Here is a 20,546-nt window from a genome sequence, read left to right as displayed (position 1 = left end):
CGGCCCCGCCCGGACGGTCACTTCGCGACGAGTCTGCGGGCCGCCTCCTTGACCGAGGCCCGCAGCCGTTCCTCCGCGAGGTCGTCGGCCCCGACCATGATCCGCTTGATCTGCGGGACGACGACGGCCCAGTCGGCCAGTGCGACCAGCAGGAACATCAGGTCCGGTGCGGGGATCACGTCGCTGATGACACCCCGTTCCTGACCGTCCTTGATCGCGGCGACCTTGCGGCCGTAGTGGTCCTGGCGCTCCGCCTCGTCGGGCAGTTCGGCGGCGCCGTACTCGATGCCCTCCCAGAACAGCAGGCGCAGGATCTCGGGATGGGCGGCGTGGTAGTCGAGCAGCCGGTCGATGTAGCCCTCTATGTCGTCCGCGTCGACCGGCACGGCCGCCGCGAGGTCGACCATGCAGCGGCCGAGGACGTGGGAGAACAGCTGCGCCTTGTTGCCGAAGTAGGCGTAGATCAGCTGCTTGTTGGCCTTGGCCTGGGCGGCGATGCGGTCGATGCGGGCTCCCGCGATGCCGTGCCGGGCGAACTCGGCGACTGCCGCCTCGAAGATGCGGGCCTTGGTGGCCTCGGGGTCCCTGACTGCCATGGGGCAAGCGTACCCCGCTGGCAACCAACTGTTTGGTTGACAGGAATCAATCACCGGTTCAGACTGCTACACGGTCCAACCAACCAGTTGGTTGCAGACATGTCCCGCCCCGGAGGTCCCGCACCATGCCAACGTCCCCGACCCCCACCACGGCCGCCCCCACCACGGCCACCATCACGACCGATCCCATCACGACCGATCCCGCCGCGACCGCTCCCACCGCGACCGGCCCGGCCTCGGCTCCGGCCCCCGCCACCCCTCTCCCCGGCCCCGCTCCCGCGCCCCGGCGCGGCCTCGGCCCCAACGCCTTCCTGGCCCTCATCGCCCTGTGCACCGCGATCACCGCGGGCAACATCTACCTCGCCGCCCCGCTGCTCCCCCTCATAGCCCGCGACTTCGGAGCGGCGCCCTCTGGGGTGGCCTGGATCGCCTCCGTGGCCCAGTTCGGGTACGCGGCCGGGTTGCTCTTCTTCGCCCCGCTCGGCGACCGGGTCAACCGGCGCCCGCTGGTGGCCGTCCTGTCCGTGGCGACGACGGCCGCACTGCTCGTCGCGGCGGTCGCCCCCGGCACCGGCGCGCTCGCCGCCGCCGTCTTCGTCGCGTCCGCCGCGACCGTGGTGCCGCAACTGCTCGTCCCGCTGGTCGTCGAACGCGCCCCCGCCGAACGCCGCGCGCGGCACGTCGCCGCCGTGATCGCGGGCCTGTTCACCGGCATCGTCGCCGCGCGCGTCGTCGGCGCGCTGGCCGGACAGGCGTTCGGCTGGCGATGGGTGTTCGTCGGCGCGTCCGCGCTGACCCTGGCGCTCGGTCTGGCGACGGCCCTCGCCCTGCCGCCGGAGGGCCGCCGTGGCTCCGGCCCGCTGCTGTCCGGCATCACCGCCCTGCCCGGACTCGTCCGCCGCTCGCCCGGCCTGTGGCGCGCGAGCGTGCGGCAGGCGGGCATGTTCGGCGCCTGGAGCGCCCTGTGGACCTCGCTCGCGCTGCTGCTCACCGGCCCGTCGTACGGCCTGTCGATCGCGACCGCCGGGCTCTTCGGCCTCTTCGGGCTGGCGGCGAGCGCGGTGGCGCCGCTCGCGGGCGGCCTGGTCGACCGGTTCGGCGCAGGCAAGGTCGTACGGTCCGCCTACATCCTGGCCGCCGTGTCCGTGCCGCTGTTCTGGCTGGGCGGGCACACCATCGTGGCGCTGTTCGTGGCCGCGGTCGCGATCCACGCGGCCCTGGTCGCCTCCCACGTCGCCAACCAGACCCTGGCGCTGACCACCACGTCCAGCCCGGCGACCGCCAACACGGCCTACGTCGTCTCGGGCTTCGCCGGCGCCGCGCTGGCCTCGTCCGTGGCGGCCCCCGCCTTCGCCCACTGGGGCTGGTCCGGAGTGTGCGCGGTGGCCGCGCTCTGGCTCGTGGTGGGCTGGGTCACGACGGCCGTACGGCGATGAGGCACCGCCCCGCCACCGCGAGCCACCCGTCACCGCCGCAGGCCGCCACTCCCCGGCGCCCCCGCGCCCGCGACCGCGCCCACGTCCTCGCGCACGCCCTCGTCCTCGTCCTCGTCCTCAGAGACTCGTCACATCCAGCTCCCCGGCGGCGTACTGCCTGCGCAGCACCTTCTTGTCGAACTTCCCCACGCTGGTCTTCGGCACCGCGGTGACGAGCGTCCAGCGCTCCGGGAGCTGCCACTTGGCGATCTTCCCCTCCTCGGAGAGGAAGGCGCGCAACGTCTCGAAGTCGGCGGCGGCGCCCTCCTTGAGGACGACCGTGGCCAGCGGGCGCTCGCCCCACTTGTCGTCGGGGACGGCGACGACGGCGGCCTCGGCCACGTCCGGGTGGGCCATCAGGGCGTTCTCCAGGTCGACCGAGGAGATCCACTCGCCGCCGGACTTGATGACGTCCTTGGCGCGGTCGGTGAGGGTGAGGAAGCCGTCCGGACTGATGGTGCCGACGTCCCCGGTCTTCAGCCAGCCGTCCTGGCTGAACTTGTCGGCGGGGCGCAGGGGTTCGGCGTCGGGACCGTTGTAGTAGGCGCCGGCGATCCACGGGCCGCGCACCTCCAGCTCGCCCGCCGACTCGCCGTCCCAGGGGAGGCGTTCGCCGCCGGGGCCGGTCAGGCGCGCCTCGACGCCGGCCGGGAAGCGGCCCTGGGTGAGGCGGTAGGCGAACTCTTCGTCCGTGCCGGTCGTATACGCCGGAGGACGGGCCACCGTGCCCAGCGGGGACGTCTCCGTCATGCCCCAGGCATGGCAGACCCGCATGCCGAGCCGGTCGAAGGCCTCCATGAGGGAGGGCGGGCACGCCGAGCCGCCGATGGTGACCTGGGTGAGGGAGGAGACGTCGCGGGGGCGTGCGGTCAGCTCCCCGAGCAGGCCCTGCCAGATGGTGGGAACGGCGGCGGCGTGCGTCGGCCGCTCGCGCTCGATCATCTCGGCGAGCGGGGCGGGCTGCAGGAAGCGGTCGGGCATCAGCATGTTGACGCCGGTCATGAAGGTGGCGTGCGGCAGGCCCCAGGCGTTGACGTGGAACTGGGGGACGACGACGAGCGAGGTGTCCTGGTCGGTCAGGCCCATGGACTGCGCCATGTTGACCTGCATGGAGTGCAGGTAGATCGAACGGTGGCTGTAGACCACGCCCTTGGGGTCGCCCGTGGTGCCGGAGGTGTAGCACAGGGCGGCGGCCCGGCGCTCGTCCAGCTCCGGCCAGTCGTATGTCACCGGCTTGTCGCTGATCAGCTCTTCGTACTCGTGCACCCGCACGGACCCGCCGTCGAGCGGGGTGCGGTCCCCGGGGCCCGAGACGACGACGTGCTCGACCGTCGCCAGGTGCGGCAACAGGGGGGCGAGCAGCGGCACGAGGGAGCCGTTGACGATGATCACGCGGTCGGCGGCGTGGTTGACGATCCAGGTCAGCTGCTCGGCCGGCAGGCGCAGGTTGAGCGTGTGCAGCACGGCGCCCATGGCGGGGACGGCGAGGTACGCCTCGACGTGCTCGCAGTTGTTCCACATGAGCGTTCCGACGCGATCGTCCTCGCGGACGCCGAGCTCGTCGCGCAGGGCGTTCGCCAGCCGTACCGCGCGGGCGCCCGCCTCGGCGAAGCTGCGGCGCCGCGGTTCGCCCTCCCCGGTCCAGGTGGTGATCTGGGACCGTCCGTGCACCAGCGTCCCGTGTTCGAGGATGCGGGTGACGGTCAGCGGTACGTCCTGCATGGTGCTCAGCACGGCGTCCTCCCGGAGCGGCATGACCTACGCGGCAGTAGGGTGTGCGCCGATTCTGCGCACATACCGCGCGGTATGTCACTAGGCCGGGTGATCGATCAGCTGGGCGTCCGCGTGGAGGGGGAGGACGGAGGGGCGCTGGGTAGGCGCGGGGCACATCGGTGTGCGGGGAGGCGCGGGGCGCCTCGGTGTACGGCCGATCGCAGGTGGTCGCGGGTACGGCCCCTCACAAGTGGGCGCGGCGAACGGTGGATCGCAGGTGGCCGTGGCGGACGGCGAGCGTGGGCGGCCGCGGCGGACGGTCAGCGCACGCGCCCGAGGTCGGGGTCCTCACGGAGCTTGCCGAGCGCACGCGAGACCGCCGACTTCACGGTGCCCACGGACACGCCGAGCACCTCGGCCGTCTGCACCTCGGAGAGGTCCTCGTAATACCTGAGGACGACCATCGCCCGCTGACGGGCGGGCAGCTTCGTGATCGCCCGCCACATGGCGTCGCGCAGCGCCTGCTGCTCGGCCGGGTCGACCGCGCCGGCCACCGGCTCCGGTTCGGGCAGCTCGTCGCAGGAGAACTCGTCGACCTTGCGCTTGCGCCACTGCGACGTACGGGTGTTCAGCAGCGCACGGCGGACGTACCCGTCGAGCGCCCTGTGGTCCTCGATCCGCTCCCAGGCGACGTACGTCTTGGTGAGCGCGGTCTGGAGCAGGTCCTCCGCGTCGCACGGGTTCGCGGTCAGCGACCGCGCGGTGCGCAGCAGCACCGGCTGGCGGGCCCGCACGTACGAGGCGAACGACGGATACGCCAGGCTGTGGGTTGCCGGGACGGCGGCTGTCGACGCGCTGGTGCAGACGGGAGTGGTCATGCCCTCCACGCTAGGAGCGCTCACCCCGTCGGCGGATCGGCCGCAGGTCCCGAAGCGGGGTCCGCCTCAGGTTGTAGAGGTGGGGTTGACCGCACCTCCTGAAGGTGGACGGGGAGGGGGAGCGGGGTGCGGGTTCACCCCTGGGTGGTACGGATCGCGTGGCGCGCGGGTCGGGTGGCGCCGGTGATCCGGTGGGGCAGGCGAGACAGCCGGTGCCTGCGACCGCCTTCGCTCATCCCCTTTCGCCTGCGCGAACGCCTGCGCGGCGGTGCCGAGGCACCGCCGCGCAGATGTGTGTTGCATCCCCACAAGCACACCCACAGGACCTCAGGGCCGGCGGCTCCCCAATGTGCGCGCCGGCCCGCCCCGGCTCACCAGAGGTGGGTGAAGTGGACGGCGACGTTGCTGTTGCCCTGCTGGATGGCCGTGAACGCGGAGCCGTTGACCTGGGCGGTGTTGCTCTGGTTCGAGGCGCCGGAACCGACCGCCTGCTGCCCCGTGGTGGACGAGTTGCCGCTGTTGTTGTGGCCGACTCCGCTGCCGACGATACCGGCGACACCCGCGTTCGATCCGGCGCCTGCCAGGGCGCCGGTGTCCGCCGCCGCGATGCCGGTGAAGAGCGCTGCCGCGAGCGGGACGGCGGTGACGGCGGCGAGAACGCGGGCGGTACGGATGCTTGCCATATTGCTCCTCCAGTAAGAGGTACGCACCGGCTGCCTGCCGGAAGTACGTGAAGCTGCGTGAAGCTGCGTGAAGCTACCTGAACTACGGCTTTCACCAGGGGAGTCGGCCGACCGCCCCAGCGGTTTCCCACGACGTCGCAAGATCAGAGTTGCCCACGGAACCCCGGCGGACCACCCCGGTAGGACCGATTCGCACGCAAGCGTGAGGACAAGTCGATAAACCCCTTTCACCACCTTTGCCGCCCCCGACGCCCCGACCGGCACGAGAGCGCCCCCCGCCGGCTCAAGCGCGGCAAGAGGTGAAGCGTTCCGGCAAGCGCCCGGCGGAAACCGGCCGAAACGCGCGCCCCCAGCACGCCACACTTCCGCCCCCTTCCCTCACTAGAACGCTCGTACGAATATAGATCCATGGCCACCACCGACCGGCAGGCCACGACACTGGCCCTCGCCCACGCCCTGTCAGCCGCCGAGCGCGGCCTGGCCGTCATCCCCCTGTCCCGGACGAAGCTCCCGGCCCTGCGCTCCCCGCACCGCGAGGACCCCGCCCCGGCCCGCCCGCCCTGCCACGGCGCGTGCGGCCGCTTCGGCCACGGGGTGTACGACGCCTCCACCGACCCCGTCCGCATTCGCGAGCTGTTCGCCGCGGCTCCCCGGGCCACCGGCTACGGCATCGCCTGCGGTCTGCCTCCGTACCGTCTGATCGGCGTCGACCTCGACACCAAGACCGGGACGGACTCGGCGGCGGCCCTGCGCGCCCTGGCCCGGCGCCACCGCTTCGTCCTCCCCGCGACGGTCGTCGTCCTGACCCCCAGCGGAGGCCGGCACCTGTGGCTGAGCGGTCCGCCGGACGTCGTCGTCCCCAACTCCGCCGGGCGCCTCGCCCCCGGCATCGACATCCGCGGCGCCGGCGGCTACCTGGTCGGCCCGGGCTCCCGCACCGACCACGGCACGTACGCCACCGCCCCGGGCACCGCCCACCTGCCCCCGGCGCCCTGCCCGCCGCCGCTCCTGCGCCTGCTCCTCCCCCCGCCCCGCACGCCCCGCCGCCCCCTCCCCCCGGACACCGAACGACACGGCCACGGCCTCATCCAATTCGTCCTCGGTGCCCGCGAGGGCCAGCGCAACACCCGCCTGTTCTGGGCAGCCTGCCGCGCCTACGAGAACGGCATCGGCCCGGCCCTGCACGCCGCCCTCCTGGACGCGGCCCGCACCACCGGCCTCCCCGAACACGAGGCCCGCGCCACCCTCACCTCGGCAGCCCACCTGACGGGCCACCACCCATGACCGCCCCGCACCAAACCCCCGGCAACAGCGCACAGCACAACGGCCCCCGACCGTCTCACCTGGTCAGGGGCCGTTCGCTCAAGCGGTGGGTGCGGGATTTGAACCCACGGTGACTCGCGCCACGACGGTTTTCAAGATCTTTCGGCGATCATGACCGCCGACCGCTGCGCAGCAGGTCAGACGCGTGCGGGCACCCCGGCGGAGCCGTCGCCATCGTCGTCGTGCCCGCTACGTGCCCTAGGCGACGACCGTGCCCGCTCAACCACCAGTCACAACGGGAACGATCACTGCGGCGACAGCCGACAGCAGGCCTCCCACGGCGAGAGCGCCGTTGAACTTCTCTTTGGCCGTGGGGAACACGGACCGGCTGGCGTTTCCGACCTTGCTGCGCAGAACGATCATTTTGATCTTCTGCCACCTGTGCTGTCGCTTGGAGCAGCCCATCAGCACGCCATACGCGTTGTTGCGACAGTAGGTCCGGCCATCCCGGTTGACGGCTCCGCACCAGACCGGGACCTGAAATGCGGCGTAGGCCGAGACTCCGACTGACAGAGCAACGACCACCGGCAAGGCCCATTGCTGGCTCCAAGCAACGACCAAGGCAGCAGCCACCATGTATCCCCAGTACAGACGCACTACTTTCCCCATGAACACGCAGAGTAGCGGCGCGCATGCACACCGCATAGACGGGAATTGGACATGGCCACGCGTGCCCTAACTCCGGGATCGGGTGCCACACAACGCGACGCCCCTGACCATGTTCCTGGCCAGGGGCGCCAACAAGGGCAGGCGTTTCAGCGAGCCTTGTCCGCCTCAGGAGAGTCATCCCCTTCTTGCCCTCCGAGCCACGCGTCAGCAGCTTCGGCCACCTGGTCATCGCGGCCGGCGACCGGCCGGGCGTAGTGGCGAGTGGTGACGCTGGCGTTCGAGTGGCCGAGCCGGTGAGCGGCGGTCATCACGCCGTACCGGTCGGCGACCCACGTGCCGTGCGAGGCCCGGAGATCGTGCGGGGTGACATCGGTCAGCCCGGCCGCCGACACCGCAGGGTCGAAGTACGCCTTGCGCCACTGGTTGTAGCGCAGCGGCTTTCCCGCGGGCGTGGTGAACAGGAGTGCGTCCTCCCCGCCGGGCAGTTCCTCCAGGTACTTTCCCAGCCGTTTCGCGAGGGCCGGGCCCACCCGGAGAAGCCGCTTCTGATGCGACTTGGGGGTGTCGAAGACGAGGGCGCCGTTCGCTTCGGCCAGGTTCTCGTCGACCAGGACGAGGCCGCCGGGCACATCGATGTCCGCACGCCGGAGGGCGAACGCTTCACCGACCCGCAGGCCCGCGTACGCCAGGAGAGCGATCAGCAGGTCATGCGGCTTGGCAGCGTTCCGCACGATCCGGGAGGCTTCCAGCGGCGTGAGGATGTGCGGCTCGGTCTGCGGCATCCGGGGCAGCTTCACACCCCTGCACGGCGTCTGCGGGATCATGTCGTTGTCGACGGCCGACCGCATGATCTGCGAGAGCACGCGGTACGCCTGCCTGATCCGCGATGCGCTCAGGCCCCTGGTTCTCATTCCCCCGACCCATTCGGCGATGGTGATCGGCCGGAGACCGGCCAGCTCACGATCTCCGAGCGCCGGGTCGATCAGCGAGTTGATCAGGGACCGGTACGACGCCTGAGTCTTGTGCTTGAGCTGCGGCGAGACAGCGGCGAGCCACCGGGCACCCCATTCCCGTACGGTCGTCTGCCCCTCCGCCGGGTCGAGCCAGCGCCCCTCTTCGATCTCGATGCGCTTCCGCATGAGCCAGCGGTCGGCGTCGGTCGACGTGGCAAACGTCCGGTCGGCAGGACGCAGCACACCGTCAGGACCGGGGTACCGAGCTTGGAACCTGCCGGACGACAACTTACGGATCCGCCCGAAGTTGCGGCGGGACTTGCGCTTGCCGGGCATCAGGCCGCCCTCCTGAATCCAGAGGGCCGCAGGGCGACCGGTTCCACGGTGTTGGCGTCCACGTACGCCTCTACGGCGCTCTCGGGGATACGGACGTGACGGCCGACCTTCACGAAGGTGATCCGGCGTTCCTCGATGAGGCGACGGGGGAAGCGGACACCCGTGCCGAGGCATTCGGCGACCTGGTCCACGGTGAGCAGTCGATCCACGGTCATCCCTCCATCTCGTCGACGGGCAACGCGGCCAAGACTTCGCGGGCTGTCAGCCGGTTGAGCTGGAGGTCCCGGGCGATCGTGGCCGCGAGTGCGGATTCGCCTGGGGTGTGGCCGTGGCCGGCGTACTGCCAGTCGGCGAGGACGAGCACGGTGTCCGGCTCGGCGTCGTCCAGGCCGAGGGCGGCGTGTTCCTGCGCGGCGCGGTAATCGGCGCGCGCCTGACGTAGGGCGCCAAGGGTGGTCGAGTAGCGGCGGGACTTCGAGGAGAAGTGGCCGCGGAAGCCGAGCATGTGCGCCCAGGCCCAGAGCCGCCGGTCCGGGTAGAGCGGGTCGAGGAGCTTGCAGGCGGCGACGAGGCGGCGGGTGTGGTCGGGTACGCCGTGGCGGTCGAGTTCGGACATCTCACCGATGCGCCGGTCAAACGTCCCGGTGTTCTCCGCCGCTTTGGTGGCGTACTTCGCGACGTAGGAAGCTACGGCCTGTTCGGTCAGGTCAGAGGCGTCCCCAAACGCCTTGATGGGCCGTACGTCGAGCTGAGTGCCCCAGCGGAACGTACGGGCGGGCTGCTCGTCGGCGGCCGGGACGGTCACCGATGTGTAGGAGTGCGCGGCAGCCGCGCGGATCGAGTCGCTGAGGAGGCCGACCGTGGCCCAGGTCGGCGGCGGGGTGTCGGGGCCGTCGGGTCCGTCGATGCGGATCACGGCGTGGAAGTGCACGGCACCGCGCTTCTGGAACTCCGCCACCTTGCCGTACGACAGCCGGGCGCGCTCCTTCAGCTCCCGTTGGGTGAGGCCGGCGCGGGCAGCGATCTCACGGCGCAGACGGTTGGTGAAGCGCTGCCAGAGCTGTCCGGCGTGGTTGTTGAAGAGGACGGCGCCCGCGTAGTCGTACGTGGTCGGGTCGAGGGCGGTGCCGAGAGCCGGATCACCGGCCGGGTGGTCCGACCCGCAGCGGCAGACTCCCCGGTCGGGTCGGTTGTGGACCGGGCCGAACGAGGGGGCGGTGAGAGTGGCGAAGACGCGGGGGTGATCGCGGACGGTGGCCGGGATGTCCCGGCGGTCGTCACCGGCGAGGCCTGCGCGGATGAGGTGATAGGTGTCGCCCGCGTACGTCCAGGCGCAGGACGGGCAGCGGGAGGCCCGGCGGTTGCCGCAGGCGACGCGGAGTCGTCTGCCCGGTTCACCCTCGGTCGAGTAGTGGTGCAGGGTCTGGCCGGTGGTCTTGTCCTTGTGGAGCACCCAGCCGCTCAGGTGGATCGGGTCGGCGCAGCCGCCGGTGCGGCGGATCTGGTCTTCCCAGCGGTCGAAGCCGGGGGACCCGGCCACCCGGAGGAGGTCCCCCAGGGTGATCGGGTCCAGGCCCGTGAAGGTCGCGGTGTCGGTCACGCGGCACCGCCCGAGACGGATTCGGCGATCTCGTCGAGTGCGGAGGCGGCTTCCTCGGCGGCGCGGGCGAGGGCGCGCAGGGCGCCGGCGGTGCCCGGTCGGGCGAGGGGCGCGATGTCGACCTGTTCGCCGCCGATGCGGAGACTGACGAAGCTGTCGCTGTCAGGCGTGCTGTCGAACACGTTCACCCGGATGGTGGTGTCCGGCTCCAGGTGGGCCGAGGTGGTGATGGTCTTCACGCGATCACCGCACCGGGCCGGACGAGAACTTTCCGGCACGGCGCCGGGGTGAAGTCGGGCATCATGGAGCTTCCCTTTCGGGTCCGTTGGATCTGGAAGGTGGGAAGGCACCCGGGGCGGACGAAACTTGGCGGTTGAGGCCGCCCCGGGGGCCGCTCAGCGACGCTTGCGGTGCGTGCCGATCAGCGAGCGCAGAACCACGGCGCACACGGCGACGGAGATGCCGGTTATGGCCACGGCCAGCAGCATGGAGACCAGCACCGTGCCGATGACCAGGACCACGGCGGTGCCGCCGCCGACGAGGGCGAGTGCGGTGCCGGGGGTGAGCTGGACGACCGGGCGGGACGGTGCCACCGGGGCGACGAAGGCGGGCGGCGGGAACTGAGCGGCGGCCGGGGTGATGGCGGTCGGCTCGATGACTGCGTGCGTGGTGATGATGCCGGTCGGGGTCGGCATGGTGGGGATCTTCGGGCGAAGCATGTGCGGACTCCTCTACTTCATAAGGTCGTTGATGGCGGGGGCAATCGTGCTGTCGGCGAGGAGGAAGCCGCCGAGCAGAAGCAGGGCGATCAGCCAGGCGGGCGGCCGGAAGAGCTTGATGCCGAGGTAGCCGACGACGAGCAGGGCGAGCCAGAGGGGGACTTCCATGGCTGTGACCTCCGGTCAGTAGGCGCGGCAGCGGTGGGTGCGGGCGGCGAGCTGGGCGGCGGAACGGCTGGAGTAGTCCGAGGACCAGCCGCAGCCTTCGTTGGCACACACGGCCGCGTGCTTGGTCTCGCCGAAGTGGTCGCGGTGGGTGCCGATCTGGACCGGGCCGATTCGCATCACGGAGTGGAAGAAGTCGCGGGCGGGCATGGGCCGTTCTCCTTGTGTGTCAGGCGAGGTGGGCGGCGATGGTGTCGGCGAGCTGCGCCGGGACGCCGAGGCGGGCACGGAGGGTGTCGGTGTCGATCTGGGCACCGGTCCGGGCCTGGTGGTCGGCGGCGACCTTCCGTGCGTGGTCGACGAGCGCGGCCGGGACCGGCAGGGCCGGGCGGGATGCCGGGGCCGGGTCGGCGGCCGGGGCGGGCTCGTTGGCGGCGGGGACGACCGGGGCCGATTCCGGCTCGGCGATGGCGGCCGGTTCCGGCGCGGTCTCGGGCCGTGTCTCGGGAGCCGGATCCGGGACAGTGGCGGCCGGCGGAATCGGCGCCCGGTCCCCGGAGGAGTGAGCGAGGAGGGTGCCGCCGAGGAAGGCGAGGGCAGGCCATCCGGCGATACCGAGGCGGAGCAGGGCGGGCGGGTCGGCCAGGTCGAGGAACCCGGCGGTGGCGACGTTCGCGCCGAGCGAGGCGAACAGCGCGACCACGAACCAGCACCAAGCCAGCCGGGACGGTCCCTCGGTGCGGAGCCGGCGCCAGGCGGCGACCAGCAGCAGGTCGACACTGACCGGGTAGGCCCAGGCTTTCCAGCCGTCCTGTCCAGCCGCGGAGGCGAGGTCGTGCAGGTGAGCGAAGGACAAGGCACCGGCGATGACCGCCTGGACCAGGACCGCGTCGATGCGCAGAGCGGAGCGGGCCATCAGATGTCCCCGCCGGGGTAGTCCGGGCCGTCGCTCGGGTCGTAGCCGGGCGAGAAGGTGTCGGGCGGCGGCTCGGGCAGCGAGGCGGCCAGGGACGGGCTGACGGCTTCTACGAAGTCGAGGTCGGCGCCGGTCATGTCGGCGTACAGGGCGAGTTGCCCGAGGAGGAGCACGGTGCGGGCGAAGTCGTCGCAGTCGGGGCACACGGTGGGATCTCCCTTCTACGGGTGTGGTCAGGCTGTGGCAGGAGCCGTCTTGGACAGCGGCACCGGGACCGCCGCAGGGGCGCCGGGCAGGACGGGCCGGAACGGGGCGAGTTCGGGCAGGTCCGGGGTCAGGTGGGCGTGCCGGTTGCAGGTGTTCACGGCCTGGCGGAGCGAGGTGTGCGGGGCGCGGATGCGAGCCCATCCGCCGGTCGAGTCGCCGGTGACGGCGACGCCGGGCAGGTCGGTGGGGATCTGGATCGCGGCCAGCACGGCGTCCGGGGCGATGTCGCCGAAGGCCATGTTCGCGCTGGTCTCGTCGTTGACGCGGTGGGCGGTGCGGCCGGTGAGCTGGGCGCGGAGCATGGTGATGCCCTTGCCGAGTTCGGAGCCGAAGCGCTGCCCGCAGATCTCCAGGTAGATGCCGGCCGCGCGGCCGAGCTGGGCGAGGCGGACCAGGGCGGTGATGATCCGGTCCCGGCGCTTCTCCTGTTCTTTGTTCGCGAACAACGCGAGTTCGGCGACCTCGTCGACCAGGACGACGATCGGGACCGGCCGCAGGTCTTCCGGCAGGCTCCAGATGTCGGCGGCGATCTCCGCATCCGGCACGTCAGCGGTGATCCGCTGCTCAGCGCGGATGAGCTGATAGACGCCCTCCATACGGGCCACGAGGGCATCGAGGAGGTCGGCGGCGCTGTCGGGGTTGTCGGCGAGCGCGGAGAAGCGGCGGGCCAGCGGGAACAGCTCCACCCCTTGCTTGCAGTCGATGCCGACCAGGGCGACCCGTTGCGGGGCGAGCGCCGCCACCAGGTTGCGCTGGTAGACGGACTTGCCGGACTCCGTGGCGCCGAGGGTGAGGGCGTGCGGTATCGACCGGTAGTCGCGGTAGTGGACCGAGCCGTCTTCCCGCAGTGCGACCGGGACCCTCATCGGACGGGCGTCTGTCTTGGCCGGCATCTGCACCCGCTTGAGCACGTCGTAACCGGTCATCCGGATCTCGACCACGCCCGAGCGCAGCTCACGCGAGGTGACGCCGTACATGGCGAACGAATGCCGGAGCCGGTCACAGGAGGCGGCGACGTCGAAGGCGTCCTGACCGGCCCGGAGCTTGAGCCGCAGGACCAGGCCGGTCCGGGTGGGCCGCACCCGGAGGATGCGGGGAGCGCGGGGGCCGGGAACGGGCCGGTTGGCCATGCGGGCCAGGGCTAAGCGCCAGCGCGAGGGCGGGACCGTCAGGCCGCAGGCGTCCATGACCGAGGCGTAGCGGAACAGGACCCGGACGACGGCGAAGGTGATCCCGAAGGTCAGCCAGTACCAGGCGGGGCGCCGCCACCGCAGCAGACCGACGGTGGCGACGACCAGCACGAGAGCGGCCGCGAAGCGGGTCATGATCAGGCCGCCTGCGACGCCGCAGCGGTCAGCGAGGTAACGGCGACCGCGCGGAAGGCGATCCCGTGGCGCTTCTGGCCGTTGAACTCGTTCTCCCACGGCCGGGCGACCAGGCCCGTGAGCGCGACCGGCGTGCCCATCGGCAGCTCACCGGAGATGCCGGTCTCGGGGACGGTGACGTTCAGGATCTCGACGTCACCGTGGAGGGCGAACATCACGCTCACGGTCATGAGCGTCGCGCCGGTCTCGGCGTCGGTGGCGACCTCACCGGTACGCCGGTCACGGATCTTCCGTTCCGGGGCCTGCGCGACCATCGCGGTGGCGTCGGAGGTGTCGACGGGGATCTGACGCATCTGGGAACTCGCTTTCACAGGGCTGGCTCAGCTAGCACTTACAGAGCTGTTGTCCTCAACTCCTCTTTAGGAGTTGCTACGACTATGCAGAGTCCCCGACTACTCGTCAAGTCCTCAAGAGGACTTAGACTGCGTGTCGAAGCAAGGAGGCCGCAGATGGCGAAGCGATACGAGAAGGTTTCGGAGGATTTGCGCCGCCGGATCGACTCCGGCGAGTACACCCCCGGAGACCGGCTGCCGGCGGAGACGACCCTGGTCACGGAGTACAAGGTCAGCCTGCCCACGCTGCGACAGGCACTGAGCGCGCTCCAGACCGAGGGGCTGATCGAGAAGAGGCACGGTCTCGGCAACTTCGTACGCAAGCAGCGCCAGCGCGCCGAACGGAGCAACCTCCGCCACCAGTGGGAGAAGAACCGTGCCCGCGCCGACCTGAAGGAGCGCAGCACCACCGGCGCCACCGAGCTGGACACCGGCCTCGCCATCACCCAGTTGGCGTTCAACGCCCAGTACGAGCGGATCGAGGCCCCGGAGGCTCTGGCCGCGGCCCTGGACGTCGAGCCGGGAACCGCCCTACTCAGGCGGACGTATCGCACCCGCAGCGTGAACGAGGACGAGCCGCTGAACGTCGCCCGCTCGTACATCCCTTACGCGCTCGCCGAGAAGAACCCGGATCTCCTCGACGAGGCCCAGGAGCCGTGGCCCGGCGGCACCATGAACCAGCTGCACACCGTGGGCGTCGAGGTCGACCGGGTCGAGGAGGTCGTGACCGCCCGTCCCCCGACATCCGACGAGGTCGAAGAACTCGGCCTCATGCCAGGCATCGCGGTCATGGACGTCCGAAAGACCCTCTACGACATCACCGGCCGGATCGTGGAGGTGGCAGACGTCGTACTGCCCGGCGACCGCTACGCCGTGAAGTGCGTGACCCCCCTGGAAAGGTGGTGAACGGTCGCATGACGCGCCTTGTCTCGGTGATCACGCCCGTACACGGACCGGCCGCACCGTATCTCGCTGACGCCTACTCGTCGCTCACCCAGCAGGAGATGCCGCCGGGTTGGGACTGGGAATGGCTCATCCAGGAGGACGGCGAGACGGACGACGTACGCCCGCACGTCCCCGACGACTCCCGCATCAGCTTCGACCAGGGCAGGAACGGCCGCGCCGGCATGGCCCGCACCATGGCCCTGGCCCGAGCCCGCGGCGACCTAGTCAAGGTCCTGGACGCCGACGACAAGCTCACCCCCGGGGCACTACTCCGGGACATCGCGGTTCTCACCGAGCAGGCCGACATCGCCTGGACGACGTCGCGCGTCCTCGACCTCTTGCCGGACGGTTCCACCGTCGGTTTCGAGGGCGACCCGCCAGCCGGCCCGATCGCTCAGGGCGCCGTCCTCGAACGGTGGCGGACACACAACTACAGGGCCCAGGTGCACCCGGCGACGTTGTGCGCGCGGCGCGACCTCGTGACCGCGTTGGGTGGATGGATGGCGTTGCCGTCTTCGGAGGACACCGGCCTCCTGATGGCCCTGAACGCCGTCAGCACTGGATGGTTCATCGAGGAGTGCGGACTCCTCTACCGCAAGTGGCCCGGCCAGACCACAGCCCAGGACGCCCACCACCACGAAGCCGAACGGCTTGCACGCATGAAGGTCATCGAAGACCGCGCCGAAGCGTTGACGAAGCTCAGCACCTGGCACCTGTGAGACGACCCAAGAGCCACAAGTGGCGGATGCGGTAAGAGTTTCCCTACTTCATCAAGGCGGCTCGCTCCGCTCCCCGCGCGCGGCCCGGCCCCCGGCCGGGCCTGCGCTCCTGTCTCCGCCCCGCTCCAGCCCGGCCGGCGCCCGTGCCGCGCTCAAAGCATGCAGCCACTTGTGCCAGAGAAGGGGTACATCGTGGCTGGGGCGGTCGGCTCCACGGCTTTACGGAGCCACTTTGGCGCGAGCCTCGAAAATCATGGCCCCAACGTCGTGCTTTACCGGGCAGGTTCACAAACTGCCCGACGCGCCGGAAGCTTACGGGGCCATGATCACTCGCGCCAAAGCAGCGCCACCCCAAAGCCGCTCCGCCGACCTCAACGGGTATGCGCTGCGCTCCCGACTAACGCAGCAAAGACAGCATTAGGCGTCTCCCTGGTTATCGTCACGACGCTCAATCCGCACCGTTCCGAGCGGCCAGGACATCCCGGCTTCCCTGCGTCGTCTCCAGATCTTTCGCTTGTCACGCCTGAAGGTAAGGGCAAGCAGGCATGAAATGATGGCGGCAAGGAAGATCAGATAACCGACCCATGTTCCTTCTTCGCCGCGAGACGCTAGAGCTTGGAACGGCTTGAGGAGCATCCCGACAAATCCAGACGCCTTGACCTTATTGGCGACTTCCAACGTGTCATCAATTGCAGGTAGACCTAGGAAGATGGCGACGATCAGCGCGATTGCGGCCAGGGCGTTGGCACGCTTCGCAGATCTCTCCGATTCGGTAGCCACCACAAGTTGCTGAAGCTGGTCAATGCTTTCCAATACGTGCTCGTAAAGCCTGTCTGCCCGCCATTCTCCGAGCAACCTCTCTGCCAGATCAATGGCGGTCCCATACGAAATAGCGGAGTCTCGATATTCGCGCAAGCCAAAAATTGCCTCGCGTTGAATGTCGCGAACTTGGCGTATACTGCTGTCCGTAACTTCTACCCGTCGATCCAGCAAGCGAATTTGCCAGTACTGAAGGAGGGCGCTTTCGAAAATGACAAGTCTGTGTAGATGCTGAGCGAACTCCCCCCTACTACTGGCTCCTACCCAGCGTACCTCCAGAGACGACGACATGTTGCAGTAGAGCGAAGTGGCCCAAGTAAGACTTGAGTCATTTGGAAGCATGCTCGCGAGGGCTTCTGGCCGAACCTCGCCTACATCGATGGATCTAGCAATCGCATTTTGCAGCTCACGCTCATGGTGGGATTTGAACGCGTCCTCTGAACTACAACAAGCCACCCTGTCGACAAAAGCGGCCGGGTAGCAAAACCAGTCTCCGGTAGGTCGGCGTTTGATAGTTCGGGCGATCGCTTCAGAGTATAGACTGAATAGGTCAGAGACCGATGCGGGTGACTCATGTTGGGCAAGTCTCCATCGGACACCTTCCTCGGTCCCCCGCTCCCAAGTTCCCTCTAGGTGGGGTCCAGCCGCTTTTCCGTAGGCGGCCACTAGGACCGGTTCTGAAATTCGTGATGCGACTACAACCGCAGATGATCCCAATGTCATTTCACGATATTGATCAACTGTGATATCGTCCGGCATTTTCAATGCTACGGTCAACTGCATGACGCCTGATCGATGAATTAGGAGTAGGATATCCGCCCGAGTTCCCTCATCCAAGTTCCCCAATGGGCGAAGTTCGCCACCATTCAAGCGATGCAGCCACTGCCCTGCACTTCGAAGGCGTAGGCGCAAATAGGGCTCGCTGGCAAGGTACGGGATCCGCAGAAGCTCTTTCTCGATATGATGCTGAATTGCATTGATTACCTGATATTCTGCGACGGATTGTTCGATGAATGTGATGGTTTCGGCGAGCGTTTCCGCAATGGGCGAATTGGCATCATCTGAGGATGTGTGTGAGCGCCGGAAGAGAAACCATCTGAACATTCGCGCAGTCCAGATTGGATGCTGCACCATCCATCGAAGCAAACGATGCTCTCTAAGTGCTTCTGACAGATGATGAAGGACGTTCGAATGCTCCAGCAGCCGAACTAGACGCCGATATCGATGAGCGACGCGCACCTCTCCATCGAGAGGCGAGACGACTGTCTCGGCAATTCCGGTTTTCAAAAGCCTGTCAGCGGCTTTGTGAATGTCGACGGGACCCCCCGCATCAAACGAATAGATGAAGTAAATTACTCCCTCACCTAGAACTGCCTCATGGTCTGCCTGTGTGCTCATTGAAGGAGTCCCTACCTGTCATGCGGGTCGTGCTCGTCAATCGTCGATGCCGCGCAAGCACCGATCGTGAGTCCAGGCCCATATCCGGTACCACAAGTTTCGGCGAGGTGGGTCGACGTCTGGATTCGCGTCCAACCAGCCCGATCCAAGCTGCTAGAGCTGGTCGATACACACCCGCAGCAGCGCGTTCAGTGCGGCGGCCTGGGGCAGGTCATACATGGTGATGACATCGGCACTGGCCCGGATTTGCCGGTGCAGTACGTCGTCCGCCTGAGTCTTGAACTCCAGCAAGCGGGTCATGTACTTCTTGTCGGTCCGGGTCCAGGTGTAGTTGTTCACGGCCGCCTCAAACGACTTGTGCCCGAGGAGGGGCGGCACGTGGTCGATGACGGCGCGCAGCATGGCGTGGCACGAGTAGGCGTGGCCGTCCGCGTAGTTTTCATCCAGCTCGTGCAGCAGCGCGATGAGTTTGTCCACGTTCAACTTGGTCTTGCCCTGCTTCGCAGCCAGCTCATCGCGGAGACCGGCATTGACGTAAGGCTTGGGCTCAGCCACCGGTGTCACCGTGGGCGGCAGCTCTGCTTCGGCGGTCGTCTCTTCCTGGACGACGGAGTGGCTCCACACTCCCTTCCTTTCGAGCACAAGCTGGCCCGGAGTGTTGCGAGGGTCCAGCCCATACTCAAGGTTGGTTTGCTTCACGTACTCCATCTGCGAGGCCACGTACTCACGCAAGGTGGAGACGCCCCTGAACCGCAGCAGATACCGGTGGAGCTCGTAGTGCCAGGTCTGCTCACCGTTGGCCTTGTTGTACCAGCCCTGGGCGCCACGCATCAGCAGCGGTTCAATCCGCAGCATGCCCGGCACCGCCTGGAGGAACTCGGCGCTCATCGCAGGAAACTCACGGGCCACCTCATCCGCTTCAACGTAATTGCGCTGCACTGCGTCGGGTGACGACCGTGCGAACGTCTGGCGCTGGACGAGGTAGTGCACGACCCGCAGCAACGAGTCGAAGACGTTCTCCAGCTCGGCCAAGTGCAGGCCGGCCGCCATGGTCAATGCCGGTCGGGCGTCCTCTGACAGGCCGTTGTATTCGTACCAAGCCAGCCCGTATGAAAGTCGCCCCACTGCCCGGGTGCCGACATACGGCAGTGACTTCAGCAGCTCGTCGGCGTCGAGGCCCCTGCGGTCCAGCTCGGTGAGGACGTAGTGCCACACCGGCCACTTACCTGTCTTGAGGAAGGGCCCGGTCATGGTCTGCATGAGCATCAGTTGCTGGTGGGACAGCCGGGGCGTGGCGTCAGGCATGTTCGTCCGCTCTTGAGATCATCCGCACAGATGACCCCAGATGGTACGCCGGGCTACTGACAGTGAGCCACGGCTTTGACGGCGGCCCAGCAGCAGTCTCAGCAGCAACAGCCCGACCGGGATGCCGCCTGTGATGGCGCAGCTATCTGACGCAAGGAGCAGGCCTCCCTGTCGAGCCCGTCCGGGCGGTCTGCGTCCCGAGTGAGTGTCTAACTGCGTGACAACGCAGACGAATAGCGGCGGACAACAGTGGACGCCTGTGGACCGTTGCACCAGGTAAGAGCCAGGTCGGCCCGCGGCAGCGACCTCACCCAAGTTGCTTCGGGACGAAGCAGTCCAAGCGGAAAGGCCCTGGAGCCCTGAGCTGCGGTGGCAGTAAAGTCACGTTGCCCCGACGGCAGGCGCACAGGGGCCCGGGCTAGCGCCCAACCGGTGGGAGTAAGAGGCGGCTCGCGGGGTGGTCGTTACGAGCGTGGCACTCGATCGGTGCCCTGAGTAGGCCCTACCGGACCCCGGCTGTACAGCAGAGAAGTACAGCAACCCCAGCAACCGGCAGTGTCCGGTACTGGCCCGGCACGAACTCGGGACAGCCTGTATAACCTCCAGTGACCGGTCTCTGTAGAGCTACGGATCAGAAGGTCGCTGACATCCACGGCTGACATCAACGGCGCAGGACGGGGACGTACATCAGCGTCTCTGTCCGGCTGTCGCACCAGCCGACGACCGCAGTTGGAGCGGACTCGGATCGAACTCCTAAAGCGGGAGTCAGGCAGGACCCATGAGACGTCGTGGCCGGCCGTCAGCTCTGGGTCAGTCGAGCAGCGCGAGCCAAGGCTTCTACGAACCGGAGGTCCCGCGCAGCGGAGAACGTAGTGAGCCTCAGACAGTAGGTCGTTGCGTCTGACGTCTTCAATGTGAGTTCCTTCCCGTCCAGCTCTGCGGAGACGAGGTGCACCAAAGGGATACGGACGTCGTCGTGCTCTCTCCGCTGTACGACAACACCACGTTCGTCGGCCGCTAGCCAACCTTGCGTGATGTTCCGACGCGGTGCGATGAGTGGGCCGAGCGGGGCTCTGTCAGTGGAAGCAGCGGGCGCGCCGACGGCGGTGCGACTCGGCTTCGGGCGTGTCCCCTTTGAAGAGGAGTAGGAGACGCCAGGAGCAAGGCGCACCGTCGTCGTACGGCGGCCGCGGCTGTTGAGGGTGACTCGGCCAGCCTTGCCTCCGACACTCAGGCTGCTCGACTTGCTGCCGAGCCGGATGCGGACGCCAGGTGCGACCTTGAACGACTTGTTGATGCGCAGTCCCATACATCCCCCCAGACCGTGGAGCAGCAGGCTAGCCCGGCTACCCGGGTATTGGTGCATGTCTGGCTGAGGTCAGCAGGAACCAGGACCGACGCTGGGCCGTC

23 protein-coding genes are annotated in these 20,546 nt (G+C 68.6%); 4 read left to right on the top strand and 19 right to left on the bottom strand.

Translation table 11 applies throughout. The features are described 5' to 3' along the window. Window positions 1–17: 17 nt before the first annotated feature. Window positions 18–596, bottom strand: a complete 579-nt coding sequence (locus AB0G56_RS10745) for a TetR family transcriptional regulator (RefSeq protein WP_360966787.1) — start codon at window positions 594–596, stop codon at window positions 18–20. A gap of 125 nt (window positions 597–721) precedes the next feature. Between AB0G56_RS10745 and AB0G56_RS10740 the strand changes: the two genes are divergently transcribed. Beyond that, window positions 722–2,032 (top strand): MFS transporter, encoded by a 1,311-nt coding sequence (locus tag AB0G56_RS10740; RefSeq protein WP_360966784.1) that lies wholly within the window; start codon window positions 722–724, stop codon window positions 2,030–2,032. A gap of 117 nt (window positions 2,033–2,149) precedes the next feature. Here the strand turns inward: AB0G56_RS10740 and AB0G56_RS10735 are convergent, their stop codons facing one another. The 3 genes from AB0G56_RS10735 to AB0G56_RS10725 form a co-directional block, all read right to left on the bottom strand. Continuing rightward, window positions 2,150–3,826 (bottom strand): long-chain fatty acid--CoA ligase, encoded by a 1,677-nt coding sequence (locus AB0G56_RS10735; RefSeq protein WP_360966781.1) that lies wholly within the window; start codon window positions 3,824–3,826, stop codon window positions 2,150–2,152. A 278-nt stretch (window positions 3,827–4,104) separates the two neighbouring features. Next, on the bottom strand, window positions 4,105–4,662 hold the full coding sequence (locus tag AB0G56_RS10730; protein WP_360966778.1) for a SigE family RNA polymerase sigma factor: 558 nt from the start codon (window positions 4,660–4,662) through the stop codon (window positions 4,105–4,107). Window positions 4,663–5,033: 371 nt separating this feature from the next. Continuing rightward, complete coding sequence (locus AB0G56_RS10725; protein WP_360966775.1) at window positions 5,034–5,345, bottom strand: hypothetical protein; 312 nt, start codon at window positions 5,343–5,345, stop codon at window positions 5,034–5,036. A 408-nt stretch (window positions 5,346–5,753) separates the two neighbouring features. Between AB0G56_RS10725 and AB0G56_RS10720 the strand changes: the two genes are divergently transcribed. Next, a complete protein-coding gene (locus AB0G56_RS10720) occupies window positions 5,754–6,629 on the top strand; it encodes a bifunctional DNA primase/polymerase (protein WP_360966773.1) in 876 nt (291 codons plus the stop codon). 258 nt (window positions 6,630–6,887) lie between these two features. Here the strand turns inward: AB0G56_RS10720 and AB0G56_RS10715 are convergent, their stop codons facing one another. From AB0G56_RS10715 to AB0G56_RS10660, 12 genes are all read right to left on the bottom strand, one after another. Continuing rightward, window positions 6,888–7,277: a hypothetical protein gene (locus AB0G56_RS10715; protein ID WP_360966770.1), complete on the bottom strand. Its 390-nt coding sequence runs from the start codon at window positions 7,275–7,277 to the stop codon at window positions 6,888–6,890. Window positions 7,278–7,423: 146 nt separating this feature from the next. Continuing rightward, window positions 7,424–8,566 (bottom strand): site-specific integrase, encoded by a 1,143-nt coding sequence (locus AB0G56_RS10710; protein WP_360966767.1) that lies wholly within the window; start codon window positions 8,564–8,566, stop codon window positions 7,424–7,426. Next, window positions 8,566–8,781: a helix-turn-helix domain-containing protein gene (locus AB0G56_RS10705; protein WP_360966765.1), complete on the bottom strand. Its 216-nt coding sequence runs from the start codon at window positions 8,779–8,781 to the stop codon at window positions 8,566–8,568. Before AB0G56_RS10705 ends, AB0G56_RS10710 begins: the two co-directional genes overlap by 1 nt. Continuing rightward, window positions 8,778–10,166 carry a replication initiator protein RepSA gene (gene repSA, locus AB0G56_RS10700; RefSeq protein ID WP_360966762.1) on the bottom strand — a complete coding sequence of 463 codons (1,389 nt, stop codon included), beginning with the start codon at window positions 10,164–10,166 and terminating at the stop codon, window positions 8,778–8,780. Before repSA ends, AB0G56_RS10705 begins: the two co-directional genes overlap by 4 nt. Next, on the bottom strand, window positions 10,163–10,405 hold the full coding sequence (locus AB0G56_RS10695; RefSeq protein WP_360966759.1) for a hypothetical protein: 243 nt from the start codon (window positions 10,403–10,405) through the stop codon (window positions 10,163–10,165). Before AB0G56_RS10695 ends, repSA begins: the two co-directional genes overlap by 4 nt. A gap of 156 nt (window positions 10,406–10,561) precedes the next feature. Continuing rightward, window positions 10,562–10,885, bottom strand: coding sequence for a SpdD-like protein (locus tag AB0G56_RS10690; protein ID WP_360966756.1), 324 nt, complete (start codon window positions 10,883–10,885; stop codon window positions 10,562–10,564). Between the two features lie 12 nt (window positions 10,886–10,897). Next, window positions 10,898–11,053 (bottom strand): hypothetical protein, encoded by a 156-nt coding sequence (locus AB0G56_RS10685; protein ID WP_360966753.1) that lies wholly within the window; start codon window positions 11,051–11,053, stop codon window positions 10,898–10,900. Window positions 11,054–11,068: 15 nt separating this feature from the next. Further along, window positions 11,069–11,260 carry a mobile element transfer protein gene (locus AB0G56_RS10680; RefSeq protein ID WP_360966750.1) on the bottom strand — a complete coding sequence of 64 codons (192 nt, stop codon included), beginning with the start codon at window positions 11,258–11,260 and terminating at the stop codon, window positions 11,069–11,071. A 19-nt stretch (window positions 11,261–11,279) separates the two neighbouring features. Continuing rightward, window positions 11,280–11,966 carry a DUF2637 domain-containing protein gene (locus AB0G56_RS10675; protein ID WP_360966747.1) on the bottom strand — a complete coding sequence of 229 codons (687 nt, stop codon included), beginning with the start codon at window positions 11,964–11,966 and terminating at the stop codon, window positions 11,280–11,282. After that, entirely contained in the window at window positions 11,966–12,172 is a 207-nt protein-coding gene (locus AB0G56_RS10670) for a hypothetical protein (protein WP_360966744.1), read from the bottom strand. Before AB0G56_RS10670 ends, AB0G56_RS10675 begins: the two co-directional genes overlap by 1 nt. Window positions 12,173–12,199: 27 nt before the next feature. Continuing rightward, window positions 12,200–13,558: an FtsK/SpoIIIE domain-containing protein gene (locus tag AB0G56_RS10665; protein ID WP_360966741.1), complete on the bottom strand. Its 1,359-nt coding sequence runs from the start codon at window positions 13,556–13,558 to the stop codon at window positions 12,200–12,202. Window positions 13,559–13,560: 2 nt separating this feature from the next. Further along, entirely contained in the window at window positions 13,561–13,911 is a 351-nt protein-coding gene (locus tag AB0G56_RS10660; RefSeq protein WP_360966738.1) for a hypothetical protein, read from the bottom strand. 156 nt (window positions 13,912–14,067) lie between these two features. Here AB0G56_RS10660 and AB0G56_RS10655 point away from each other — a divergent pair, with 156 nt between their 5' ends. Further along, window positions 14,068–14,856 (top strand): GntR family transcriptional regulator, encoded by a 789-nt coding sequence (locus AB0G56_RS10655; protein WP_360966735.1) that lies wholly within the window; start codon window positions 14,068–14,070, stop codon window positions 14,854–14,856. Window positions 14,857–14,864: 8 nt separating this feature from the next. Further along, on the top strand, window positions 14,865–15,614 hold the full coding sequence (locus tag AB0G56_RS10650) for a glycosyltransferase family A protein (protein ID WP_360966732.1): 750 nt from the start codon (window positions 14,865–14,867) through the stop codon (window positions 15,612–15,614). 417 nt (window positions 15,615–16,031) lie between these two features. On the opposite strand, the gene AB0G56_RS10645 is transcribed toward AB0G56_RS10650, so the two are convergent. From AB0G56_RS10645 to AB0G56_RS10635, 3 genes are all read right to left on the bottom strand, one after another. After that, window positions 16,032–17,831, bottom strand: coding sequence for a hypothetical protein (locus AB0G56_RS10645; protein WP_360966729.1), 1,800 nt, complete (start codon window positions 17,829–17,831; stop codon window positions 16,032–16,034). A 153-nt stretch (window positions 17,832–17,984) separates the two neighbouring features. Then, complete coding sequence (locus AB0G56_RS10640; RefSeq protein WP_360966726.1) at window positions 17,985–19,136, bottom strand: hypothetical protein; 1,152 nt, start codon at window positions 19,134–19,136, stop codon at window positions 17,985–17,987. Between the two features lie 799 nt (window positions 19,137–19,935). Further along, entirely contained in the window at window positions 19,936–20,445 is a 510-nt protein-coding gene (locus AB0G56_RS10635; protein ID WP_360966723.1) for a DUF4236 domain-containing protein, read from the bottom strand. Window positions 20,446–20,546: the final 101 nt, after the last annotated feature.

The sequence above is a fragment of the Streptomyces sp. NPDC021356 genome (assembly GCF_040641015.1).
Classification (GTDB): domain Bacteria; phylum Actinomycetota; class Actinomycetes; order Streptomycetales; family Streptomycetaceae; genus Streptomyces.
The sequence above is the reverse complement of the archived record's forward strand: the minus strand, read 5'-3'. Positions and strand labels throughout refer to the sequence as shown.